Here is a 21,349-nt window from a genome sequence, read left to right as displayed (position 1 = left end):
CAATGTTTAATCGAACGACGACTGTGATGCACAATAGCCCATCGGATATCCATTATACAATTGAGGAAAAACGTGCCCCGACAGAGGAAAGCGTCCGCCTCCTGAGAGAGATGGAGCGCGAGGTTATCAATCGGGTGGATGGAAAAGTTCGCCTACATGATAATGATTTTGAGTGTGTAGCGCACGCGGAGTTCGATGACCTCAATGGAGAGACGGTGATCTATATTCGCTTCATGCTCGCAGGTCGTAGGATGAAGACGGAATGCAGGATAGAGGGCGACAAAAACATCGACGCCGTTGGACAAAAAGTTGTCGATTCCATTTCAAAAACGATTGCTCAAGAGGCCCTTGGATCGATGGCTCAAAGCATGCTGCCTATGTTCCATAATTTGCTGATGAAGGATGTCGCATAATGGCAACGATTGGCGTGGCTGTTTCAGCCGTATCGAACCGCACCAGTAGCGGACTGAATGGCGTTGTGTCGTTTCTCGACGCGCCGCCGCTCCTGTCGGAGTCGGTGACATCTGCCGGAACATCGGCACAATCCACCCTCGTTGTTCCTGCGAACGACTCGGCAAGCATGTTCTGGTCGATCACTGCGGCAGATGGCGCGGTATGGGTCGCATTTGGCACTAACCCAACGGCAGAGGCCGGGGTGCATTACCTTATCCCTGCCGGGGCAACCGCTGTCTTTTCGGCTCGTGCTGGCGACAAGGTCGCAATCATCGACGCATAACAGTTCCCGACACGGCGGGTAATCCGTGGCCCGTACCTGTGCGGCACACAGGGCTTCAAGCAACATGGTGAAACATGGCTAATGAACTGGACCGGACACAGCCGGGGTCTGATGGTGAAACTGTGGCTGAAAACGAGGAAGTCGTAACCAATGACGAACTCGGTACAGACGATGACGCTGCCGGCGAAGATAACGAGCAGGAAGCGGACGAAGGAGCCGAAGACGAAGGCTCTGAAGAAAATGACGAAGGCGGCGACGAAAACACTGGCGAAGAAGACGCCACCGCCGAAGACGACGACAAGCCGAAGCCTAAAAAGAAGAAGCTGACGTGGGAAATGCGGCGTATCCACGAGGAGACGAACAAGCGCCGCGCGATCGAGCAGGAAGCCGATAAGCTTCGCAAGGAAATTGAGCGCCTTCGCAAGGGCGGTTCCGATGCTCAGGACACGACCGGCGATAATGACCAATCGGAGGATGCTGTAGAGCAGCGCGCGCGTCAGATCGTCCAGCAGAACGAATTCCAAGGGCGTGTGAACGCATGGGATCAGGCCGGGGCAAAGGAATTTGGCCGCGAAGATTTCGATGAGGCATGCAACACGGTTGCCACACTGATTGAGACGCCGGATCAACGGTCGTTCATGGAGACGATCACAGACCCGGATATCGTGCAAAACGGGCACAAGCTTGTCATGGAACTGGCGAAAAACCCGGAGGAGGCCGAGCGCCTGTTTCGGATGCCGGAACGCAAGCGGACGATCGCTCTGGCGCGCATGGCTGACAAGCTTTCCAGCGATCCCGCACCGAAGCCCAAACCGATTTCAAAGGTTCCGCCCCCGGTAACGCCGGTTGGCGGGAAAACTCAAGCGTCGTCGCGTCTCGATGATCCGAACATCGATATGGACACGTTTGCAGACAAATTCCTCAGCGACCTGGCAAGCCGCCGTCGCTGACCTATCAACCCTTCGAAAGCACACGCCGGAGGAAAAACCGCGTCGTGCAGACTGCCGGACTTGGCCGGTCAAACCCAAGGCTCTTTCGGTCACTGGTCCGATATCCAGGCATTCGCCCAGCTTATCAATCGCGGTCACGGGCTCCGCAGAACCTCGCAGTGGAAAGGCTGCGATTTCCCTTCGAAACCATCGAATAGGAGCCTACCATGGCCAATAATATCCTCACGATCGACATGATCACGCGGGCCGCTGTTTCTCTTTTCAAGAACAGCAACATGTTCATTCAAAACCTGAACACGCAGTATGACAGCCAGTTCGCCGTTGACGGCGCAAAGATTGGCGACACGCTGCGCATCCGCCTGCCGAACGACTTCACGGTTCGTACCGGCGCTTCCCTGTCCACGCAGGACACGGCGGAAAAGTACACCTCTCTGCCGCTTCAGAGCCAGAAGGGTGTTGACGTTGCGTTCAGTTCCGCTGAGCGAGCACTGAAATTGGACGATTACTCAGAACGCGTCCTGATGCCGATGATGAACAACCTCGCCGGCGACATCGCTTCTGATGTCATGAGCGGCGTTGAATCCGGCGTCTGCAATTTCGTATCGGCGGTAGACGGTTCGGGAAATATCATCAGCCCGACATCTTCCACAATTCTGGAAGCTGGCGCATCGCTTGATGACAATTCGGCCCCGACCCAGCCCGGACGCAAGACCGTGCTTGATCCGTGGTCGCAGGCCCGTGTCGTCGGTTCTCTTTCCGGCCTGTTCAACCCGACGCCGGAAATCTCGCAGCAGTACCGTACCGGTCAGATGAAGAACGGCCTCGGCTTTGATTTCTTCATGGACCAGACGGTCATCAAGCACACCACCGGTACGTTTTCGGCGGGTGGTGCGGCCAGCAGCGCGGGCCAGACCGGCAGCACTCTTGCTGTTTCGGCGATCACTGGCACGATCAAAAAGGGCGATATCATCACCATTGACGGCGTATATGCCGTTAACCGTGTGACGAAAAAGACGACTGGCAAGTTGCGCCAGTTCGTTGTCACGGCTGATGTCGCGGGCGGCGGTACGTCGATTTCGATCTATCCCGATATCATCCCGGCCAGCGGCGGCAATGCGGTTCAGTACCAGACCGTTGACGCGTCTCCGGCGAATGGCGCTCAGGTGCGACTTGTGACCAAGGCCTCCGAGGTCTATCGCAAAAACATCTCCTACGCTCCCGAAGCCATCACGCTTGCCACGGCTGACCTGGTTCTGCCGAAGGGCGTGCATGAAGCGGCGCGTCGTCAGTACGACGGCATTTCGCTCCGTATGATCACCGACTACGTGATTGGTTCCGACCAACTCGCGACCCGCCTTGATGTGATCTACGGCTACAAGTTCATTCGCCCCGAATGGGCCGTGGCGCTCGCTGACAAGATCTGACTTTGAATCGGCCCCTTCGGGGGCCTTTTCTCTTTCCCAATCAGGAGTAATCGAATGATCGAATATCCGAAGATGCTCTATCACCCGGATCATGCGGCCATGGGGCAGGTCGTCCAGAACGAGGACGAAGAACTGGCGCTGCTTGAAGAATGGCACGGCGAAGCCCGCGACGAAAACGCGGACGATCAGCCCGATGATGCCGATGTTTCGGAGGTCGGTAACGATGATGCTGAAGACGACGCAGAAGCCGGCGAGGGCGATAGCGATGACGCTGAACCCGCCGACAGCAACGAAAGCGAAGCTGGCGATAGCGAGGATGACGCCAAGGCCGAGATGAAGGCCGCACGTGACTTGTATGTTGAGACGTTCGGCAAGCGCCCAGGCCCGAAATGGACCTTGGAGCAGATCAACGAAAAGATCGCAGAAGCCGGCGAGGGCGAGTAAATGACGACGGCGCGCGACCTCATTCTCTTGGCGATGAAAGACGCTGGCGTGATCGGTGTGGGCCAGACTCCGCTTGCCGAGGATATGAACGATGCGCTGTCAAACCTCAATGCCATGCTGGCGCAATGGTCTCGCCGGCGCTGGATGGTCTATCATCTGGCGGATGCCTATTTCCAGGCCACGGGAGCGGAATATTACACTCTCGGGATTGGCGGCGATATCAACGTCGCTCGTATAGATTCCGTCGAAAGCGCATATTTCCGCATCACGGGCGGTCCCACCACAACGCCAGTCGATGCCGAGCCCGATACGCCTTTCGGTGTTGATGGTGGCGCTACGCTCTCGGTTCAGTCAGGCGGATATGCTCAATCGAATGTTGACTATCCGCTTCAGGTTCTGACCTCGAAAGAGGAATACAACCGCATCGCTCTGAAGCAGATGACCTCCTTTCCCGCTGCGCTGTTCTACGATTCAGGGTGGCCACTCGGGAAGGTCTATATCTGGCCAGTTCCATCGGCTCTATACGAAATCCACATTTCGTTCAAACAGCCGCTTCAGCGCTTTTCGTCTCTGGACATCAATCTATCCCTTCCTCCGGAATACGAGGAAGCACTTCGACTGAGCCTAGCTGTCCGCCTGAGGGTTTCTTACCGTCTGCCGATCGATCAGGGGCTTGCCACTCTGGCCAGCGCTGCGGAACGCACAATCAAGGCCGCAAACACGCAACTTGCAAAGCTTCAACTGCCGAGTGACCTTCCGGGCTCTCGTGGCGGTCGGTACAACATCTTTTCCGATGGCGGTGGCAGATAATGGCGCGAATACCGCTTCTCGGGGGTGCGTATCAGGCGCGTAGTCTGATCGCTGCGGCACAACGGTGCGTCAATCTCTACCCCGAGGAAAACCCACGGGCATCGACGCCTCCGGTTCCGGTGACGCACTATCTGACGCCGGGTCTTCGACCAGTATCGGTATCTCCGGCTTCGGGGCGGATACGGGCTCTGTATCGAGCAACGAACGGCAGTCTTTTTGCCGTGGTCAATTCGACGGTCTACTATATCAACGAAAGTCTGAACTGGACCTCGATCGGGACGGTTCCGCTGAAAACGACGCCGGTTTCGTTTGCGGATAACGGCTTAGTGATTGTCCTTGTCGATGGCTCGGCAGGCTGGGCTATTCGCATGTCCGACAATGCCTTTGGGGCCATTACTGGCGCGTCCTTTTATGGTGCTACCACCGTGGCCTATCTCGACACGTATTTCATTTTCAACCGCCCCGGAACGGCGGAATTCTACATCTCTCTGTCCAACTCTGATTATGATATGCTCACGGGCGGAACGGCGTTCGACAGCCTGGATATAGCGGCAAAGACCGGGTCTGCTGATCCGATTGTTGCGGTCGCGTCAAATCACGGTGAGTTGTGGCTTATCGGTGAACTGACATCTGAGATTTGGGCCAATACCGGGGCGGCAGATTTCACCTTCGGAAGGATACAGGGGGCGTTTGTTGATCACGGATGCGCCGCGCCGTACTCGCTCACGCAGCAGGACGTATTCCTGTTCTGGCTGGCGCAGGACCGGCAGGGGAAGGCCGTCATTGTCCGGTCGAACGGCTACGCGATCAAGCGGATATCGACACATGCCATTGAGCAGGACATTCAAGGATATGCCAAGATTGACGACGCAATCGGATATTGTCACCAGATCGAGGGGCATTCCTTTTACGTCCTAACGTTCCCGTCGCAGGATAGGACATGGGTATACGAGCTTTCCACCGGCCAGTGGCATGAACGGGGCTCTGTGGATGGCAACGGGGTTATCATTCGTCACCGGGCAAATGCCTATGCCTTTGCCTACAACCATAATTTCGCAGGCGATTTCCAGAACGGAACGCTCTACGTCTACGACCAGAATTACTACCTCGATGGAAGTCAACCGATCCCGCGCATTCGGACCTTCCCGCATATCGTTGGTGACGGGAACCGAATCGAATACACGCGGTTTGCAGCCGATCTGGAAGTTGGGCAGACCGGGGGCACAATGACGGATGATCCGCCGATGATTTCGCTCAGGTGGAGCGACACACGCGGCGCGACATACGGCAATCCCGTTCTTCAGTCCATGGGATCTGCGGGACAGGTCTATGTTCAGCCGCAATGGAGGCGGCTCGGAATCGCACGGGATCGCGTGTTTGAGATTTCGTGGTCCGCACCGGTCAAGACAAGCCTGAATGGCGCATGGGTTATTACGAACGGGAGCGAGACATGAAACCCGTCATCCCGGCGTCAAATCAGCCCATTGCGAGCCGAGACGGCTTCCCGACGCCGCTTTGGGTGCGGTTCTTTAACGCGCTGATAGGGCCAGCGGAAGCAATAGCGCCGATCTCCGCGCCATCGTCGCCGACGGTCATTGCCGCCTCTCAGAGCGGTTCTTTGTCGATTTTGGGCGGAACGGTGTCGGCGATCAGTCTAAAGCGCGCCCGCGTCACCATCGACGTGACCGGTGCTCAATTCGTCCCTGTCGCAACCGGCGACGTGGTTACGATCACGCATTCGTCATCTCCGACCGTGCATTTCATTCCAGATTGAGGCGTCAATGAAGTATTTTCAGCAGCTTGCGGCGGGATTGAATGTCACGCCGCTCATGAACGCGTTGCAGCGCCAGCCCGAGCTTTGGGACGCGAACCCGATCCGCACGAAGCACCCCGGCACGGCACATGCGCAGGCAAGCGACATTTTGCTTCGCTTCAACGACCTCGACGAGTTTCTGAAGACCGGCGATCCGGCCACGATCGTTGATGACAAGGAATCTGAGGCGCAAGCCGCGTGGCATCGGCTCCCGCACGTTCGTCCGATCATTTTCGACCTCATGCGCACCGTGGAAGCAACTCGACTTGGCCGTGTGGTCATCACCAAGCTTGCGCCGGGAAAAGTGATCGAGCCGCACGAGGATCAAGGCGCGCCCGCTACCTACTATGAGCGATATCAGATCGCGCTTCAGTCTCTTCCCGGCGCGGTGTTCCATATCGGCGATGAGACGGTGAATTTCCGGAGTGGCGATGTTTGGTGGATCAACAACGCCGTCGAACATTCCGTGGTGAACAATTCGGCAGATGACCGGATCGTCATGATCGTTGACTTGAGGTGCGAGTGATGTTTACCGCGCAGGTGGAAGACCTTAACGAGACAACGCTTGAAGAGATTAAGCGGCTTCTCCCCAAGCACTACAACGAGCTTTCGGAGCATCGCGCCGAAGGCATTCCGCTTGATCCGCAATATGATCTATACCTCGCCAGATCGATGGCCGGACAGGTGATCTATATCACGCTCAGGGAAGCAGGCGAACTGGTCGGGTATATGGTCAGTTTCGTTGTTCCGGGCTTGCACTATCAATCTTGCCTGACCTGCACGGGCGATATTTTCTTTGTCTATCCCACGAAGCGCGGCGCGAACCATGGCCGCATTCTGTTCGATGCATGGATCGCGGAATGCAAGAGGCGCGGCGTCCGCCTGATGCAAGTCGGGATCAAGACGAAACATGCCCGCTTCGCCCGTCGCCTTGTTGAGGCTGTCGGCTTTTCCGAGACGGAAATCATGTTCTGGAAATTCCTTGACGAGGAGAAAAGCTGATGGTTGCTACTGCAATAGTTGGCTCCGCTGTCGTTGGTGCTGGGGCCTCAATGGCGGCTTCAAGTAAGCAGGCCAAAGCCACAGACAAAGCATCTGACCAGCAGCTTGCTATGTATTCACAGACGAGGGAAGATCTATATCCGTATCGCAATCTTGGTGAGTACGGAAAGAACATGCTTTCCGCTCAAATCGACAGCCTGTCTTCCCCTATCGTCATGGACCAAGCCACGCTTGAAAAGACCCCAGGATACCAGTTCAATCTCTATCAGGGGTTGAAGTCGACGCAGAATAGTGCTGCGGCACGTGGGCTTGGCAGTTCTGGCGCGGCGCTTAAAGGGGCGGCGGCCTACGCCACGGGGCTCGCTGACAGCACGTATCAAAACCAGTTCAATAATGCGCTGGTCAATAAGCAGAACGCTTATAACATGTTGACCGGGATCACAAATATCGGACAGAACGCGGCGGCTCAGACGGGAAGCTTTGGGACTCAGACGGCGCAGAGCGTTGGGCAGAACACTATTGCAGGCGGCACGGCGCAGGCCGCTGGCATGGTTGGCGCGGCCAACTCTCTCGGCAATGGCGTATCAAATTACCTGACGTGGAACGCGATGAAGCAATCGCCACAGAGTAACGCCCCAAGATTCTCCAGCGGACTGTATTAAGGGATTTTAAGATGGCCGACATCGACACCTCTTTCTATCCTCAGGCGAACCAGAATTCGCTTATCCAGAACCTCGGCACGGCGGCGCAAATCCGCAACCTTGGCGAACAGAACAAGCTTTTGCAGGGGCAGCAGACCGCGCAGCAGGTCCAGATTGATCAGCAGCGCTATAACCTCGCCATGGAGCAGTACAAGGGGCTTAGCGCTTTGGTCGGGAGCCTTGCTCAAGACCCGCGCATCGGTACGCCGGAGGGCCCCGCCATTGTTCAGCAGTATGCTGATAATGCCGTGAAGCAAGGTTTCATTCAGCCGGAACAGGCGCAAACGGCACTCGCGACTATGCCGAGTGATCCGTCACATCTTCCGCAGTGGCTTCAGACTATGAATGTGCAAGTACAGGACGGCGCAACCCGGTTCCAGCAGATTTACGGAACGCCCGGCACGATCAGCAACGGGAGTCAGACGCTGCCGGTCACGTCCAGTCCGATTACCGGCGTTCGTGCGATCGGCGCGCCGATCGATCAGACCTTGAGCCCTTCGGAGCGCGGGCAGCTTGTCCAGACCACGGATGAGCAGGGCCGCAGCGTTCTTGTTCCGAAGGGGAATGTTCTGTCGCAGTCCGGCATTGACCCGATGACGGCAAATCCCATTCAGCAGGGCGGCAATGCCCTTCTTGGGGCGGTTGAGCGCGGCGGACCTCTGCCTCCGGCGACACCGGCTCAAAATGTTCCGGGTGGGTTTGTCGCGAGCCCACCGGCTGGGCAGGTCGAGGCTCAATCCGCACAGGCTCAGGCAAGCACCGCCGCATATTCGAAAGATGTCGAGCGGGAGGGCAATTTCCAGCAGGAAATGACGCCGCTGACCAAGGCTTATGATGCTCTTTCCAAGCTTGGTCCGACAGGCACCGGCCCCGGCACGGAGCAGATCAACGAGGTCAAATCGTTCTTGCTTTCGATGGGCGTTCCAATTCCCGGAGACCAAATCAAGAACTTCGATGAAGCGCGGAAATATTTGGTCCAATACGCCGCGTCCGTTGGCGACACCGGCACGAACGACAAACTCGCAGCCGCCTTCAGCGGAAATGCGAACGTGGGGATTTCGAACGCCGCTGCCGTCGATGTGGTAAAAACCACAATGGCGCTCCGCCGCATGCAGAATGCTCAGGCCCGTGCGTTTGGTGCCACAGGCGCGAGCCCATCGGAATACAATCGCTGGAAAAGCGAGTTCAACGCTCAGCAAGACCCGGTTGCGTATGGTGTAGACTTGATGTCGCCGCAGGACCGGGCGGCATATTTCCAAGGCCTGAACGACGCCGGTAAACAAAAATTTCTCGGCTCGCTCAATACCGCCGTCCAGCTTGGACTTGTTTCGCCTCCTTCTGCGGAGTGATCAATGGCAGGGCAATTCAACACGGTCGGCAACTTTGTGGCGCGCGGCGCTGACAAGGTTGATCCCGTTCTTGTCGATATTCTCAGCAAGGCTGCGGATGCCACCGGCTTTACCGTTGAGGCATATTCTGGCTATCGTCCCGGTGACAAGCGCCAGCATGGCCACGGCAATGCCGTTGATATCCGCATCATTGGCCCCGATGGAAAGCCGCTCGACAATTACCAGACCGCTGACACCTTCCCGATTTACGAGACCTTTGCGCAGGCCGCGCGCCAGGTGCAGCAGGCCGAGTATCCCGAGCTTGGCAAGCAGTTCCGCTGGGGCGGCTACTTCTCCGGCAAGAAGGGAAAGTATGGGGCTATGGACCTCATGCACTTCGACGTTGGCGGGTCCGATAACCTCGGTATGGCTGGCGGATCGTGGGAGAAGGGCCTTACCGATCAGCAGAAGGCATATTTCCCCGGCGTGGAAAGCGTAGGTGCGCTTGCGTTCAATGGCGATGTTCCACAAGGTAATCGTGGCGCACAGGCCCTCACGGCCTTTGCTGGCGGCGGACAGATGCCTTCTGCGCCTCAACCTCCGGCGAACAATCAGCTTGTTGCGCAGAACGTTCCTGCTCCCTTCAGCAATCAGCCTGCCAATTTTCAGAGCCTTTTCCCTCAGACGCAACTTGCGCCGGCCAATCTGACGCCTCAGCGTGAGGAGAAAAAGGAGGAAGATTATTCCGGCCTGATCAAGTCGTTCGGTCTCGATGCTACGGCCCCGGCGCAGCAGCCCGACAATTCCGCGCTCGTGCAGCAGTTTGGCCTTGATGGCGGTTCCAGCACCCCTGCGAGCGGAAACGGCGGTCTGTACGGTGATCTAATCCAGAAATTCGGTCTTGACTCCGCGCCCGCTGCAAAGATGGCAGAAGCGGTAAAGGAAGCGCCCGGTAGTAGCCTTGCTGGCGTCCAGGACACGGTTAAGTCTATTGGCTCTGGCCTCACTCGTGGCGCGGCTGAATTGGTCGGTGTTCCTGGTACCGTATATGAACTTGGCGCAAAGGGGGTGAACTGGCTTACTGGCTCCGATCTCCCGGAGAACCATCCTGCTTCCGGGCGAGCATTTCGGGGCTACATTGATGCTGCGACTGGCGGTGCAGCTTCCTATGAGCCGAAAACGACCGTTGGGAAGTACGCCGGAACTGCTTCTGAATTTATCCCGTCGGCGGTAGCCGCACCGGGAAATCTGCTTGCGAACGCGATCCGATTTGGTGTTGTGCCTGGTGTCGCAAGCGAAGCGGCTGGGCAGGCCACGGAAGGAACGGCTCTTGAGCCTTGGGCGCGTGTCGGCGCAGCTATTGCGTCTCCCTTCGCTCTTGAGGGCGGTGTAAGAGCGATGTCGAAGGGCGCAAACATGCTTTCCGGCGCTACGCCTCGCGGTGCGGCTCGTAACAACCTCATGGAGGCGATGCGCGCCAGCGGCAAGACGGCTGATGATGTCGCTGCGGAAATGGCGACAAATCCGCGCCTCGCTCCGATGGACGTTGATCCGAACTTGCAGCAGATGAGCATGAACCTCGCTAATCAGGGCGGCGCGCCTCGATCGATCCTTTACGATGCCGCGCAGACCAGATCGGCAGGGGCGAAGGATGCCGTGACCGGAGCCTTTGACGATGCTGCCGGCACGGCTCCCGACACTGTGAAAATCCTAAACGATCTTCGCGCTCGTGAATCCGCCGCCGTGTTGAAGCCGGAGCAGGTTCGACGCTCGCTTGATGATGCTCTTGGGCCCGCTGCCGATCCAAAGGGCGCTCTTGACGCCATGGTGACGCAGCGCTCGCAGGCCGCGCGTCCGCTCTACGAAAAGGCCCTTTCCAATAAGGTCGCATGGGATGAACGGCTTCAGCAGTTTCTTGATGATCCGGTTGTCGGCACGGCGCTGAACCGTGGCACGCGCATACAGCGGCTTGAGAGCCTTGCGGATGACGTGCCATTCCGCCCGGAAGATTACGCCATTAAGGAATTCAACGCCGCTGGCGATCCGATCATCAGCGGAACGCCGAACATGCGGACCTTGAACGTGATCAAGAAGGGCCTTGACGACATGGTCGAAAGCGCCCGCGATCCGGTCACGGGGCGGCTTTCGGAGGAAGGGGTTGCGGTCAACAAAGTACGAGCCTCATTCCTCAAGAAGCTCGACAGCGTCAACCCGGACTATGCTGCGGCAAGGGAAGCGTGGGCCGGTCCGTCCAAGGTCATGGAGGCTTACGACAAGGGGCTTTCAATCTTCTCGACAGGGACCGGCAAGAAATCTCTTGAGAACACGCCGGCCCAGCTCGAAAAATGGGTGAAGTCCGCATCACCTGATGAAATCCAGGCGCTCAAGTACGGCGCGCGTTCGTCCTTGGAGCAGTCCATGGCGAATACGTCGGGGCAGGTGGACCGCGTTGCCAAGCTGGCGAGTATAGAGGCAAACCAGAAGAAGCTTTCTATCCTGATGGGTGAGAAAGAGGCGAACAAGATCATCGCCAGCCTCAAGGCGGAATATGCCGATCCTGTTGGCGATGCCTTCGAGCGCGGTCTTGGCATCCTTCGCAACAGAACCGGCGCATCTGGCCTAGAGGATCGTCCCGAATTCTGGCGCGAATGGATTTCCAGCGCATCGGACGCGGAGAAAGAAGCTGTCCGTCAAGGTGCGCGCGTGGCGATGGATACGCAGATCAACGCGGTTCGATCGGCAGCGGCCAAGGGCGCGGGGATCCCTGAAGTCGGCATGAACCGGGCTCGGCTCGAAATCATCCTTGGGAAGGCAGAGACTGATAAGCTGTCGAAGATCCTTGCAGATGAGCAGCGGATTGCGCAGACGAATGCCAAGCTGTTTGCTGGATCGCAGACCGCACCGCGTCAGGCCGTGAACAAGCTTACGCAAGTGACGGAGGTTCAGCCCGGTATTTCGATCACGACGCCGATGGCCGGCATTGCTGGCTTTCAGGTCGGAGGTGTCCCCGGCGCTGCGGCTGGTGTTGGCCTATCAATGGCTCGTAAGGGCGCGCAAGCGGTCAAGCGTGGCCGTGACGTTGCCAGAAACGAGCTTATGGCGCGGGCCTTGTCCGGAGATACGAGGGCGTTCATTGATGCGTTGCAGGCAGGGGCTGCGGCGAAGACCGCTAACCGGCTGATGATGGGTTCGAGGCCAATGCTTAAAAGCGGCGGACTTGTACCGGTCCCAGCGGCAGGGAACCTCTTAACCAACGGACAAAGTCTCGAAGGGCAACGTAGGTAGCAACAACGGAGCCGCAGAGGATAATCGCAAGAAGTGATAGCGCCAACGGCTGCGCTTCCCATTTGAAATACAAATTGCAGCAAACCGAAATAGCCACGGCGGAAGCATAGAAAAACCTCCATAGCGTCCGGTACGCCAGTTCGTCGGCATATCGGAGACGCCATTTTTCAAACTTGCGATGCTCTAGCGGATCATGGTCGATGGTTTTCACTTCGGGATGCATCTCACTTGGCTTGGAGGAAGCGATTGCTCATAAGCTGAGACTTCCTTCTCTGTTGCAATTGAACAGAAGGGTTTCGGCGTACCAGAAAACCCGTTGGCTTGAAGGCATCTTGTGATCTGGCGATCGCGAAGGTCTCTATTCGCATCAACTGTTCCAATAATCGGCATTCCTTGCGAAAACCCGCCATAACCATTTGGGAGCGTGAATCCCGGTACAGACATCACCCTTGGATCGGATGGAACTTCGTGAAGGGCGGCTATCTTACATGCGTCGACGGCGTCCTGAATTTGAGATCTACTGTAGCCTTCTTTGTATACGTACATCTTCACCGGTCCGCCTCTTTCGACGCATCCGGACAAAACCAACACCGCGCATATAGCTGCAACAGACTTCATTATTTTCCCCTGAACTTATCCCCAGAAACAAGGTCGCGCGCAGTCGGGGTCGTGTCAAGTCAGTCGTTCTTTTTGGACTTCTTGTTCTGCGCGACGAATTCGGCAACAGCCCTTTTGGCAATCTCTAAAACCAGAGTCTTTTCGGTGTCAGTACTGGGCCAATCAGCCTTGGGAGCATCGATGTCTGCGACATCGGCATCGAAGGTAAGTTCAAGGCGGTGAATGATTTCCGAATTCATCGACCGGCCATTTTTATCCGCTTCCTCGCGGATGCGTTCACGCATTCCGTCTGGAAATCGAACCATAAATTGATCTGTTCCTCTACTCGGTACTCGGCCCAATTCAATCACTCCTGTGTGGGATGATACGCTAAGCCTACTATTTTGATTGACGCAATGATATGCTTGGCATATTAGTATGCTTGCGATATGATTTGGAATTCGAAAAAGGAGATTGGAATTGATCATCGCAAGCCGAGGAATGGACCAGATTGCATTGCGTACGCCCGATGGCCTTCGGGATCGCATCAAGGCGGCGGCTATCGAAAATGGCCGGTCGATGAATTCGGAGATCGTCTATCAGTTGGGTAAGATTTACCCGGCTAATGCAGCGACGGAGGGTCAGATTGGCGTCGGCTCCTCCGCCGCTGCTTCAAGCAACAGCGCCGACTTGGCGGGCGGCGCGTCTATCACCACCGGTATTAGAGGTACCAACGATGAATGAGCACATTATCCAGAAATCCGGCCCGCTTGTCTACAACGGCGTGACCATCGGAGCGAAAAGCGAAATGCTGTCGCTCACCGATATGTGGAAGGCGGCGGGGTCGCCGGAAAATCAAAATCCTGCACAGTGGGTAAGGACACCAAAGGCCGAAGCGTTCATAGAGGCCGTGGCGATCAATGTGGGAAAATCCCACAATGAACTCATCAAAACTGTTCGGGGTGGGAGAAATCCGGGAACAACAGCCTATTGGCAGATCGGCCTCGCCTACGCCAAATACCTGAACCACGAGTTCCACATGTGGTGCAACGAGGTTGTCCGGGCGCATATGGAAGGCCGAGCCGTCGCGACTGCTCATAACCTGACCGACTACGACAGGCAGATCATCGGGAACATCGTCAAGAACTGCACTGGCGTCGTTATCCGCGAGCAGATTGAGGCCCTTCTGCCGGTCCTGATTGAGCCGTTGGTGACGGCACGCCTTTCCGAGCGAGATTTCATGATCCGCCACGGAAAGACCGCCAAGCAGATATGGGATGAGCATCGGCTTCCGCCCAAGCTGCGTGGATCCACGGTCTGGTTCGGCAACCGCCTGAAGGAAATGGGCGCTGCAATCGAGAATGACGGGCGATATGACCGTGGATCACAGGCAATTCGCCTTTTTGATCCTGACAAGGCCGCCGTTTTCCTTCGCAACGGGCTTCTGCATCGCGCCAAGGTCTACGCTTCGGAGCGAATGGGGCAGGGCAAGTTGCGCCTCATTCGGAAGGAGGTCGAGTGATGCAGGAAGTAGCAGAGCATGCTTTCGCGACCGGCCTTCGCGCTATGCCTATCATCGGCGATGCCTTTGAGCCTCGTCTTCGGAGCGGGCTTGACTATGTGCTTCTGGCCCCGGTCGAAAAGTATCAGGGACCCGGCATCTATTATATCGAGGTGCACCCCGGAGCCGGAGAACTCTACCGGGTAGAGCCAAGCTTCGAATATGGCGACAACAAACTGAAGCTGACCCGCGACAACGGGAACTTCATGGAGTTTTGCATTCCGATCGATTGGTTCAATCTCAAGGTTATGGGGATCGTCGCCGCCGAAATCCGCGTCCAGAACGAACATTTTCTGGCCGCATAGCTCGAAGTAAAATCTGAAACATCAATCAGGCTCGCTCACGCGGGCCTTTTTCTATGGGTGAAAACATGGCAACAATCCTCCCCGAGGCCAAAACGACCTTTTTCGATAGCAATGGGCAACCGTTGGCCGGCGGGAAGGTTTATTTCTACATCCCGAACACGACCACACCAAAAGACACGTGGCAGGATCAGGAACAGACGATCCTTAACACGAACCCGGTCGAACTTGACAGTGCGGGACGTGCGATCATATTCGGTTCCGGATCGTATCGCCAGATCGTCAAAGACGTTTTCGGCAACGTGATTTGGGACAAGGTGACATCGGAGCCGCTGATCACGAGCATTTCGTATGGCGGCACGGCAGGCGGGACGGCGAACGCCATTACGCTATCGGCATCGAATTTTACCGCCACGGATGGCGCAACGATTGGTTTCTTTGCCAGCGCGACAAACACCGGCGCGACAACGCTTTCGGTCGGCGGTTCGCCTGCGGTTCAGGTGCTGAAGAATAGCCGGTCATCGGGTCCGACTGCCTTGTCTGCAAGCGACATTCGGCAGGGGAATTTCTATTGGGCGATCTACAGCAATTCGTATTCCGGGTTTGTATTGATGACGACGCCCGCCTCGGCAGACACGTTTACAGGGCAGATTATCATTGCCGCACCTCAGCCGACGTTAGCTGAGTTCAAGAGTACGGTATCCGGCGATGCCAGAATTCAGTTCACTTCAGATAATGGCAGCAATTCATACGCCGAGTTCGGCCAACGCACAGGCTCGGACGCCTATATCTGGTCACGAGGAAAGCAATATGTTTTCCAGTCTGACGGAGTTTTCACGGCGGGAAACTGGTTCGTTGGAAACGACGGAAATATAAATGGTTCAGCATGGAATGCATGGGGGAGCGCGTCAGCGTTCACATCAATCAACTCTCGAATCGAGGATCGGTCCTATAATCGGACGCGAGACTGGATTGTTGCTCAAAACAATGGCGACATAGGCACGTACGGATGGTTCCGACTCAATAATTCTACGCTTCCTGGAGACGTGGTGTCAGGCTCAATCTTGACGTTTTCCGACGGCGGGGGCGGGTCTTACGGAGGCGCTGTTACGGGGTCATGGAAGTGTATGGGTTTTGCCCCAGCGTCCACGAGCACTACTCTTTTCATGAGGATCGCGTGATGTACGAATTCAGAAATGCTCGGTTCTCGTCTGCTGATAATCTTTTGATCGACGCAGAGATCAACCACCAGGAATATGGGTGGATACCTCACACAGTCGCGAGCGGGACCGAACTATTCGAATCGATGGCAGCGGAGGCGGATGATTACAGTCCGCCCATTGTCACAGCGATACAAGTGAATAGAGAAAGAGACCGGCGCATCGACGCCGGTTTTTCTTTTGGTGGAAATCAATACCAGTCCGGCCCGGATGATCGTGAGAATATAGCGGGTGCTGCCACTGCGGCTCTCGGTGCAATCATCAACGGCGCACAGGCGGGTGACTATCGCTGGCATGGCGGTGACGAGGATTTTGTCTGGATCGCCAGCGATAACACAACGCATCAAATGGATGCGCAGACCATGTACGCCCTCGGCCAAGCAGCTTTGGCGCACAAGCAAGCTCACATCTTCGCGGCTCGTGCTCTCAAGGACACAGTACCGATACCCTCAGACTTCACGGACGACGGCCACTGGCCCGCCTAATCTCCCAAATCATCGATACATAGGAGCCGCGCAATGGCTAATGACCCCCTGCTTATGCGGGACTTTCCTCCTGTTGCCCTCAATCAGGTTGTTGGACTCGCAAGCGACAACACGCCGGGCAGAATGTCGATAGAGACAATCTCGAATGCGATCGTAACGACGGGCGAGAACGCGGAAGCGGCGGCGGCATCTGCGGTGGCAGCGGCTATCTCAGGCGGAAGTAACGTCGTCCCCCTTACGAATGTCAGCGGCGTGAACGACATTATTGCTACGTCTCCAAAGTCGCTAACCAATGGTGAGATGGTATTTATCCCTATCACGGCGACAAATACCGGCCCAATGAGGGTGTCTCTCGATGGCGGGGCAACGTTTCTCAAGCTTCTTGACAACACTCTGGACGATATCCTCGCCGGTCTCGTAACCAAGGATATGTACCTGCTTGGCGTTTACGATGCGAGCAAGGAACGCATCCAGGCGCTCATGTTCTTCAACTCAGAGGCGGCTGCCGCGCAATATGCCGCGCAGACCGCTGCCGATGTAATCACGACAAATGAAAACGTCGTGATTACGGACGCTAACAAGGTGCAGACCGGCTTGGACCGGGCGGCCGCAAACACTTACAAAACCCAGGCTTATGCCGCAATGATCGCGGCTGGTCTGGGCGAACCGGTCACGTCTCTGCCCGATCCCGTGCCTGCTGACGGCACCAAGGTGCTGTATGCATTCTCGGCGGGTATGTGGATATGCGAGGTTGTCGGCGGGGAGTGGACATATGTGACGCCTGTTGGAAAAGTTGAGTTCGGTACAGTGTCAGAACTCCTTTCGTTTCCGGGGCCGCTTGGGCCGGAAGGCACCAGAATTCAGGCTGACGCCTTTTGGTATGAAGTTGCCGAACCATCGGTATCGGATCATCAGATCACGACATTGGGCGGTGTGAAACTGTATGAAATCCGTACCGGCGGCGGCGGGCGCTTCAAATGGGTCGATCTTCTTAACCCGGACGGACCATCTGGCAACCTGCTTTTTCGGAATCCGAACGCTGGACCGACGCGCATCCATATAGAGCCAAACGGCCACGTCGCCAGCGGGACGGTGGCGAAACTGGATTTGATGCTCGACCCCTACGATGACGATCCGACCTATTATCGTATCCTGAACTTCTACACGCAGGTCGGTGATCAAGCCGGGACGGGCGAGCCGGGTATAGCGGTGATCAACGTGAAGAACGTTGGCAATCACTGGGGCACCTGGACCTCCATGCATTTCGGCTTCCAGGATGATTCTTCCACGGCCGTGCCCTTGAAACTGTATCTCCTCGATCACACCGCCCCACAGCACTACACGCCCCACAAGGGTGGTTGGCGCGAGGGTATGGCAGTTGCGGCAGGAGACCACGTTACGACGCTGGTGGCCGGCGTCGGCCGCTTATACGTGGCCGCCTCCACGGGCACCACCGGGGCAAACGTTCCCTCGCACGGTGCTGGCACGGTTTCTGACGGGGGTGTGAGTTGGACCTTTGTTCGCTCTGTGTCCGCAGGCTCGGTGCGGCCTGTCGTCGTGATTGGCGACAGGGATGATATGCCGATCCTCGGCTTCCCGGATGTGCGCCTCCAGATGCACGGGGACATGCTCGTCAAGTGGGGGTACGACATGTACTTCCTCGACCCATCCAACGTGAAGATCGGCACGCTCCGTTCAGGCGGCACGGGGGCTGGCAGCGAATGGCTGGAAATGGGGATCGAGGGCGGCGGATATACCCGCTGGCACAAGCAGCTCAAATTCGTCCAGCACGTCAACCTCGCGCGATGCACCTCCGGCTCCACGGCGGGAGACGGCGACACGACGCCAGACGTGACGGGCATTGAAACGCTCGTCCTTGCCAATTCGGCTGCAACAACGATCACCGCGCTGGACGGCGGCCAGCCCGGCCAGCGGGTGCGGCTGGTCGCAAACAACGGCAATACGACAATCAAACACACATCAGCGACCAGCGGCGGCCTGATCCGTAATGCAACCGGCGCGGATATCGCGATGGTAACCGACGGGGCTTTGGACCTGGAGCGATCGCTGACCGCCAATTTCTGGCGCGTCGTCGGGGTGGGATATTAGGAGCGCTATCGTGACAACAACGGACATCCCAAAAATGCAAATTGCAATTTTGATCATCGCATTGTTAGGCCTCGCATATATTTATTGGCCGTGGTTTAAAAACTTAATCATGACGAAGCGGCATCAACCTGCCCGTTCCCACACAATCGAGGCCTCGTCGCTTCAGGCGAATTACGGGATTATGGTGGCGGGTGATTATAACCAAAAGCCTCAGCGAGTCCTTTCGGAAAATGATAAGGCCGAGATACTCAGGCGACTTGATAATAGTCTAGAGACCACCACCAACCCAACCACCCGCCTCTCCTCTGAGGCGGGCGGCAACGCCTGAGGAGGCGGATAATGACCGACTTCAACTATTTCAAAGGCCGCGCCAAGCGGATCGATGATATCGACCTGCCGCGCATTGGCCATCAGATCGGCGTCGGCGAGGATGAAATTCACGCTTTCCTCGACGCGGAGACACGCGGCAACGGCTTCGACAAACAGGGGCGTCCGCGCATCCTGTTCGAACGGCACAAATTCTACAAGTTCCTGCCAGATGACAAGAAAGCCGCTGGCGTTGCATCCGGGCTCGCGAACAAGTCGCCGGGCGGCTACGGCAAGGAAAGCGAACAGTATGGCAAGCTGATGCGCGCCATGGCGATCGATGAGCGCGCGGCGCTGCTGTCTTGCTCATACGGCCTCGGGCAGATCATGGGCTTCAACTACGCTCTTGCCGGTTACGACAGCGTCGAAGAAATGATCTTCGCCTTCATGGACGACGAGGAAAACCACCTTCAGGCAGCGGTCAACTTCATCATCGCGGCAGACCTTGACGACGAGCTTCGCAATCACGATTGGGCCGGGTTCGCGCGTGGCTACAACGGCTCGAACTACCGGATCAATCGGTACGACGAGAAGCTTGCCGATGCGTATGCCAAGTGGGCCAAAATCAGGGACACGCCGTTTGACCCCGTGAAAGACGCACGGAAGCCCATACAGAGCGATCCGCCCCCGGACGCACCGACACAGCCCGAAACCCCGCCGTCCGCATGGGCGGCTTTTTTTATGGCAATCGCCAAGCTTTTCGGAAGGAAGACCGATGTTTGAAGACGGATGGCGCCAGGAATTCAAACGCTGGTCAACGCGCGTTGTCGCTTTGTCTGCGGCGATGGTGGCAACATGGCCGATCGTGCCCGCTGATATCAAGGCCATGTTGCCGGACTGGACTGAGCCGGTAATCGCCGGGGTGATGCTGTTCGCGTACCTTCTGGCTCGCAACACGAAACAGAAGCGGGGTCCAGATGGTCGCCTTACTTAAGCAGGCTCCGGCAGCGATTACCGGGGCTCTGGTTGGCGCTGCCGTGGTCTTCCTTCTGATGGAGATGATCTTCCTGCCACGCGCCAGGATCGAAGGCCGCGATGCAGAACGCGCGGCAGTCGCGCAAGCCACACTCGATGCAACAAAAGAAAGGGTGAAGGATGATGCGAAACTTCAGCGTCTTGGCGCTTATGATCTGTGTGTCGAGTATCTTGGCCGGGTGCCAGAGTGTGAGCGGCTGTGGGCCGTTCGTGGCGAATAACCTCTCTCCGAATGAAACGGTTGCCCTCCTCGCTGTCGGTGAAGGCGGCGGGTTGCGAGTGATCGGAAATGACCGGGCCGGCGAACGCCTCGGCTGTTGGTGAGATAGAGCAGGCGGCGGCATGGGTTCCGAAACAGATTTGATAATGCAGGAGCTGCGCGAGATCAGGCAGGACTTGCGCGATTCCAGAGCGGAAAGCACTGAGAGCCGAAAGGCCATCAGAGACCGCGTTGACAGGCTTGCGGAAGACGTAGCCCAAGCTCGCACAGACATCACGATCGGCGTCCATGCCGACGCACAGGTGCGCGAGGAGTTGAAAGACCTGAAGGCCGCTGCCGCCGACTGGAAGCGGATCAAAACGCTTGGCCTTGGCGTCGCAGGATTGATTACGCTGTCAGGCGTTTCAGTGGGTGTTATCGCTGCTTCAATGGGCGAGGCGTTTGCACAATGGGTTCGCCATCTGCTCAGAATACCTTGACCGATCCCCGGCGACATGCATTTCTCATCTCCACCAACAAGGGAGATGATACATGGCAAAGAAGCCGACTGTTGAAGGGCTGGACCTTTCCGCCCTGTCTATCGATCAGAAAAAGCAGATCATGGAGGCCTTGAGCGCTGACGTTGACCGTTCTCGAAAGGCCGAAGAGCGCCGTCGCGAGCGCCTCAAGGAAGTCTTCGATGAAGCTGAATTGAAGCGTCAGGGCATTCTTGAAGACCTGCAATGGCTCCGCGCTCAGGAGCGAAAGTACAAGATCGAACTGATCAGCGAGGATTTCAAACGGCCCTTCCTCGACAAGAAGGGGGCATTTTCCCCGGCGAATTTCTGGCCTCCGATCACGGATTGAGGGCCGATTTTGGTTTACATCTGAAACGGGCGAAAGCTGATTCTATTGGCATTTTTCGGGGTGGTGGTGTAAACTGATCGCCGCACAAGTCATTGCATATATTGCAACATCTGGATTGATTTCTTGACTGGGGGTCAAGGGGTCGTGGGTTCGAATCCCGCCACCCCGACCATTT

The 21,349-nt window shown here is 56.9% G+C and carries 26 protein-coding genes and 1 tRNA gene; 26 read left to right on the top strand and 1 reads right to left on the bottom strand.

The annotated features are described in order from the left end of the window. Positions 1–2: 2 nt before the first annotated feature. The 13 genes from V6767_RS20135 (at position 3) to V6767_RS20075 (ending at position 12,493) form a co-directional block, all read left to right on the top strand. A complete protein-coding gene (locus V6767_RS20135; protein WP_448475094.1) occupies positions 3–413 on the top strand; it encodes a hypothetical protein in 411 nt (136 codons plus the stop codon). Next, positions 413–736: a hypothetical protein gene (locus V6767_RS20130; protein ID WP_448475093.1), complete on the top strand. Its 324-nt coding sequence runs from the start codon at positions 413–415 to the stop codon at positions 734–736. Before V6767_RS20135 ends, V6767_RS20130 begins: the two co-directional genes overlap by 1 nt. A gap of 74 nt (positions 737–810) precedes the next feature. Further along, on the top strand, positions 811–1,686 hold the full coding sequence (locus V6767_RS20125) for a hypothetical protein (RefSeq protein WP_448475092.1): 876 nt from the start codon (positions 811–813) through the stop codon (positions 1,684–1,686). A gap of 206 nt (positions 1,687–1,892) precedes the next feature. Further along, positions 1,893–3,110 carry a P22 phage major capsid protein family protein gene (locus tag V6767_RS20120; RefSeq protein WP_448475091.1) on the top strand — a complete coding sequence of 406 codons (1,218 nt, stop codon included), beginning with the start codon at positions 1,893–1,895 and terminating at the stop codon, positions 3,108–3,110. Positions 3,111–3,164: 54 nt separating this feature from the next. Further along, positions 3,165–3,554: a hypothetical protein gene (locus tag V6767_RS20115; RefSeq protein WP_448475090.1), complete on the top strand. Its 390-nt coding sequence runs from the start codon at positions 3,165–3,167 to the stop codon at positions 3,552–3,554. Then, the gene (locus V6767_RS20110) at positions 3,555–4,364 is read left to right on the top strand and encodes a hypothetical protein (RefSeq protein ID WP_448475089.1); all 810 of its coding nucleotides are present in this window, start codon (positions 3,555–3,557) and stop codon (positions 4,362–4,364) included. Next, complete coding sequence (locus V6767_RS20105; protein WP_448475088.1) at positions 4,364–5,818, top strand: hypothetical protein; 1,455 nt, start codon at positions 4,364–4,366, stop codon at positions 5,816–5,818. Before V6767_RS20110 ends, V6767_RS20105 begins: the two co-directional genes overlap by 1 nt. Continuing rightward, positions 5,815–6,138 (top strand): hypothetical protein, encoded by a 324-nt coding sequence (locus V6767_RS20100; RefSeq protein WP_448475087.1) that lies wholly within the window; start codon positions 5,815–5,817, stop codon positions 6,136–6,138. Before V6767_RS20105 ends, V6767_RS20100 begins: the two co-directional genes overlap by 4 nt. 7 nt (positions 6,139–6,145) lie before the next feature. Next, the gene (locus V6767_RS20095; protein ID WP_448475086.1) at positions 6,146–6,703 is read left to right on the top strand and encodes an aspartyl/asparaginyl beta-hydroxylase domain-containing protein; all 558 of its coding nucleotides are present in this window, start codon (positions 6,146–6,148) and stop codon (positions 6,701–6,703) included. Further along, positions 6,703–7,179, top strand: coding sequence for a hypothetical protein (locus V6767_RS20090; protein ID WP_448475085.1), 477 nt, complete (start codon positions 6,703–6,705; stop codon positions 7,177–7,179). Before V6767_RS20095 ends, V6767_RS20090 begins: the two co-directional genes overlap by 1 nt. Next, on the top strand, positions 7,179–7,841 hold the full coding sequence (locus V6767_RS20085; RefSeq protein WP_448475084.1) for a DNA transfer protein p32: 663 nt from the start codon (positions 7,179–7,181) through the stop codon (positions 7,839–7,841). The genes V6767_RS20090 and V6767_RS20085 overlap by 1 nt, the downstream gene beginning before the upstream one ends. 11 nt (positions 7,842–7,852) lie before the next feature. Then, positions 7,853–9,229 (top strand): hypothetical protein, encoded by a 1,377-nt coding sequence (locus V6767_RS20080; protein ID WP_448475083.1) that lies wholly within the window; start codon positions 7,853–7,855, stop codon positions 9,227–9,229. Between the two features lie 3 nt (positions 9,230–9,232). Next, entirely contained in the window at positions 9,233–12,493 is a 3,261-nt protein-coding gene (locus V6767_RS20075) for a hypothetical protein (RefSeq protein WP_448475082.1), read from the top strand. 677 nt (positions 12,494–13,170) lie between these two features. Here the strand turns inward: V6767_RS20075 and V6767_RS20070 are convergent. After that, entirely contained in the window at positions 13,171–13,578 is a 408-nt protein-coding gene (locus V6767_RS20070) for an Arc family DNA-binding protein (protein ID WP_448475081.1), read from the bottom strand. Here V6767_RS20070 and V6767_RS20065 point away from each other — a divergent pair. The 13 genes from V6767_RS20065 to V6767_RS20005 all read left to right on the top strand — a co-directional run bounded on the left by V6767_RS20065 (position 13,571) and on the right by V6767_RS20005 (position 21,346). Next, positions 13,571–13,834: an Arc family DNA-binding protein gene (locus V6767_RS20065; RefSeq protein WP_448475080.1), complete on the top strand. Its 264-nt coding sequence runs from the start codon at positions 13,571–13,573 to the stop codon at positions 13,832–13,834. The two genes, V6767_RS20070 and V6767_RS20065, sit on opposite strands and share 8 nt — an antisense overlap. Continuing rightward, a complete protein-coding gene (locus tag V6767_RS20060) occupies positions 13,827–14,612 on the top strand; it encodes a KilA-N domain-containing protein (protein WP_448475079.1) in 786 nt (261 codons plus the stop codon). Before V6767_RS20065 ends, V6767_RS20060 begins: the two co-directional genes overlap by 8 nt. Continuing rightward, positions 14,609–14,956, top strand: a complete 348-nt coding sequence (locus V6767_RS20055; RefSeq protein WP_448475078.1) for a hypothetical protein — start codon at positions 14,609–14,611, stop codon at positions 14,954–14,956. Before V6767_RS20060 ends, V6767_RS20055 begins: the two co-directional genes overlap by 4 nt. 65 nt (positions 14,957–15,021) lie before the next feature. Continuing rightward, positions 15,022–16,134, top strand: a complete 1,113-nt coding sequence (locus tag V6767_RS20050; RefSeq protein ID WP_448475077.1) for a hypothetical protein — start codon at positions 15,022–15,024, stop codon at positions 16,132–16,134. Further along, the gene (locus V6767_RS20045) at positions 16,134–16,658 is read left to right on the top strand and encodes a DUF4376 domain-containing protein (RefSeq protein WP_448475076.1); all 525 of its coding nucleotides are present in this window, start codon (positions 16,134–16,136) and stop codon (positions 16,656–16,658) included. The genes V6767_RS20050 and V6767_RS20045 overlap by 1 nt, the downstream gene beginning before the upstream one ends. A gap of 33 nt (positions 16,659–16,691) precedes the next feature. Continuing rightward, positions 16,692–18,767, top strand: coding sequence for a hypothetical protein (locus V6767_RS20040; protein ID WP_448475075.1), 2,076 nt, complete (start codon positions 16,692–16,694; stop codon positions 18,765–18,767). Positions 18,768–18,777: 10 nt separating this feature from the next. Then, positions 18,778–19,095 carry a hypothetical protein gene (locus tag V6767_RS20035; protein WP_448475074.1) on the top strand — a complete coding sequence of 106 codons (318 nt, stop codon included), beginning with the start codon at positions 18,778–18,780 and terminating at the stop codon, positions 19,093–19,095. An 11-nt stretch (positions 19,096–19,106) separates the two neighbouring features. Then, complete coding sequence (locus tag V6767_RS20030; protein ID WP_448475073.1) at positions 19,107–19,856, top strand: N-acetylmuramidase family protein; 750 nt, start codon at positions 19,107–19,109, stop codon at positions 19,854–19,856. Then, positions 19,849–20,067, top strand: a complete 219-nt coding sequence (locus V6767_RS20025; protein ID WP_448475072.1) for a DUF7940 domain-containing protein — start codon at positions 19,849–19,851, stop codon at positions 20,065–20,067. Before V6767_RS20030 ends, V6767_RS20025 begins: the two co-directional genes overlap by 8 nt. Next, a complete protein-coding gene (locus V6767_RS20020) occupies positions 20,051–20,329 on the top strand; it encodes a hypothetical protein (RefSeq protein WP_448475071.1) in 279 nt (92 codons plus the stop codon). Before V6767_RS20025 ends, V6767_RS20020 begins: the two co-directional genes overlap by 17 nt. 121 nt (positions 20,330–20,450) lie before the next feature. Next, complete coding sequence (locus V6767_RS20015; protein ID WP_448475070.1) at positions 20,451–20,807, top strand: DUF1515 family protein; 357 nt, start codon at positions 20,451–20,453, stop codon at positions 20,805–20,807. A 52-nt stretch (positions 20,808–20,859) separates the two neighbouring features. Further along, the gene (locus V6767_RS20010; RefSeq protein WP_448475069.1) at positions 20,860–21,174 is read left to right on the top strand and encodes a hypothetical protein; all 315 of its coding nucleotides are present in this window, start codon (positions 20,860–20,862) and stop codon (positions 21,172–21,174) included. Positions 21,175–21,230: 56 nt separating this feature from the next. Further along, a tRNA-OTHER gene (locus V6767_RS20005) sits at positions 21,231–21,346 on the top strand. Positions 21,347–21,349: the final 3 nt, after the last annotated feature.

This window comes from Martelella sp. FLE1502 (assembly GCF_053484255.1).
This window is presented reverse-complemented; position numbering and strand designations above follow the sequence as displayed.

Excerpts from the sequence above, each read along its gene's own strand:
- V6767_RS20080 (WP_448475083.1), top strand. The coding sequence starts at position 7,853 with ATGGCCGACATCGACACCTCTTTCTATCCTCAGGCGAACCAGAATTCG.
- V6767_RS20050 (WP_448475077.1), top strand. The coding sequence starts at position 15,022 with ATGGCAACAATCCTCCCCGAGGCCAAAACGACCTTTTTCGATAGCAAT.
- V6767_RS20040 (WP_448475075.1), top strand. The coding sequence starts at position 16,692 with ATGGCTAATGACCCCCTGCTTATGCGGGACTTTCCTCCTGTTGCCCTC.
- V6767_RS20015 (WP_448475070.1), top strand. The coding sequence starts at position 20,451 with ATGGGTTCCGAAACAGATTTGATAATGCAGGAGCTGCGCGAGATCAGG.
- V6767_RS20025 (WP_448475072.1), top strand. The coding sequence starts at position 19,849 with ATGTTTGAAGACGGATGGCGCCAGGAATTCAAACGCTGGTCAACGCGC.
- V6767_RS20130 (WP_448475093.1), top strand. The coding sequence starts at position 413 with ATGGCAACGATTGGCGTGGCTGTTTCAGCCGTATCGAACCGCACCAGT.
- V6767_RS20115 (WP_448475090.1), top strand. The coding sequence starts at position 3,165 with ATGATCGAATATCCGAAGATGCTCTATCACCCGGATCATGCGGCCATG.
- V6767_RS20125 (WP_448475092.1), top strand. The coding sequence starts at position 811 with ATGGCTAATGAACTGGACCGGACACAGCCGGGGTCTGATGGTGAAACT.
- V6767_RS20090 (WP_448475085.1), top strand. The coding sequence starts at position 6,703 with ATGTTTACCGCGCAGGTGGAAGACCTTAACGAGACAACGCTTGAAGAG.
- V6767_RS20100 (WP_448475087.1), top strand. The coding sequence starts at position 5,815 with ATGAAACCCGTCATCCCGGCGTCAAATCAGCCCATTGCGAGCCGAGAC.
- V6767_RS20105 (WP_448475088.1), top strand. The coding sequence starts at position 4,364 with ATGGCGCGAATACCGCTTCTCGGGGGTGCGTATCAGGCGCGTAGTCTG.
- V6767_RS20095 (WP_448475086.1), top strand. The coding sequence starts at position 6,146 with ATGAAGTATTTTCAGCAGCTTGCGGCGGGATTGAATGTCACGCCGCTC.
- V6767_RS20010 (WP_448475069.1), top strand. The coding sequence starts at position 20,860 with ATGGCAAAGAAGCCGACTGTTGAAGGGCTGGACCTTTCCGCCCTGTCT.
- V6767_RS20060 (WP_448475079.1), top strand. The coding sequence starts at position 13,827 with ATGAATGAGCACATTATCCAGAAATCCGGCCCGCTTGTCTACAACGGC.
- V6767_RS20020 (WP_448475071.1), top strand. The coding sequence starts at position 20,051 with ATGGTCGCCTTACTTAAGCAGGCTCCGGCAGCGATTACCGGGGCTCTG.
- V6767_RS20120 (WP_448475091.1), top strand. The coding sequence starts at position 1,893 with ATGGCCAATAATATCCTCACGATCGACATGATCACGCGGGCCGCTGTT.
- V6767_RS20110 (WP_448475089.1), top strand. The coding sequence starts at position 3,555 with ATGACGACGGCGCGCGACCTCATTCTCTTGGCGATGAAAGACGCTGGC.
- V6767_RS20070 (WP_448475081.1), bottom strand. The coding sequence starts at position 13,578 with ATGATCAATTCCAATCTCCTTTTTCGAATTCCAAATCATATCGCAAGC.
- V6767_RS20045 (WP_448475076.1), top strand. The coding sequence starts at position 16,134 with ATGTACGAATTCAGAAATGCTCGGTTCTCGTCTGCTGATAATCTTTTG.
- V6767_RS20135 (WP_448475094.1), top strand. The coding sequence starts at position 3 with ATGTTTAATCGAACGACGACTGTGATGCACAATAGCCCATCGGATATC.
- V6767_RS20085 (WP_448475084.1), top strand. The coding sequence starts at position 7,179 with ATGGTTGCTACTGCAATAGTTGGCTCCGCTGTCGTTGGTGCTGGGGCC.
- V6767_RS20030 (WP_448475073.1), top strand. The coding sequence starts at position 19,107 with ATGACCGACTTCAACTATTTCAAAGGCCGCGCCAAGCGGATCGATGAT.
- V6767_RS20075 (WP_448475082.1), top strand. The coding sequence starts at position 9,233 with ATGGCAGGGCAATTCAACACGGTCGGCAACTTTGTGGCGCGCGGCGCT.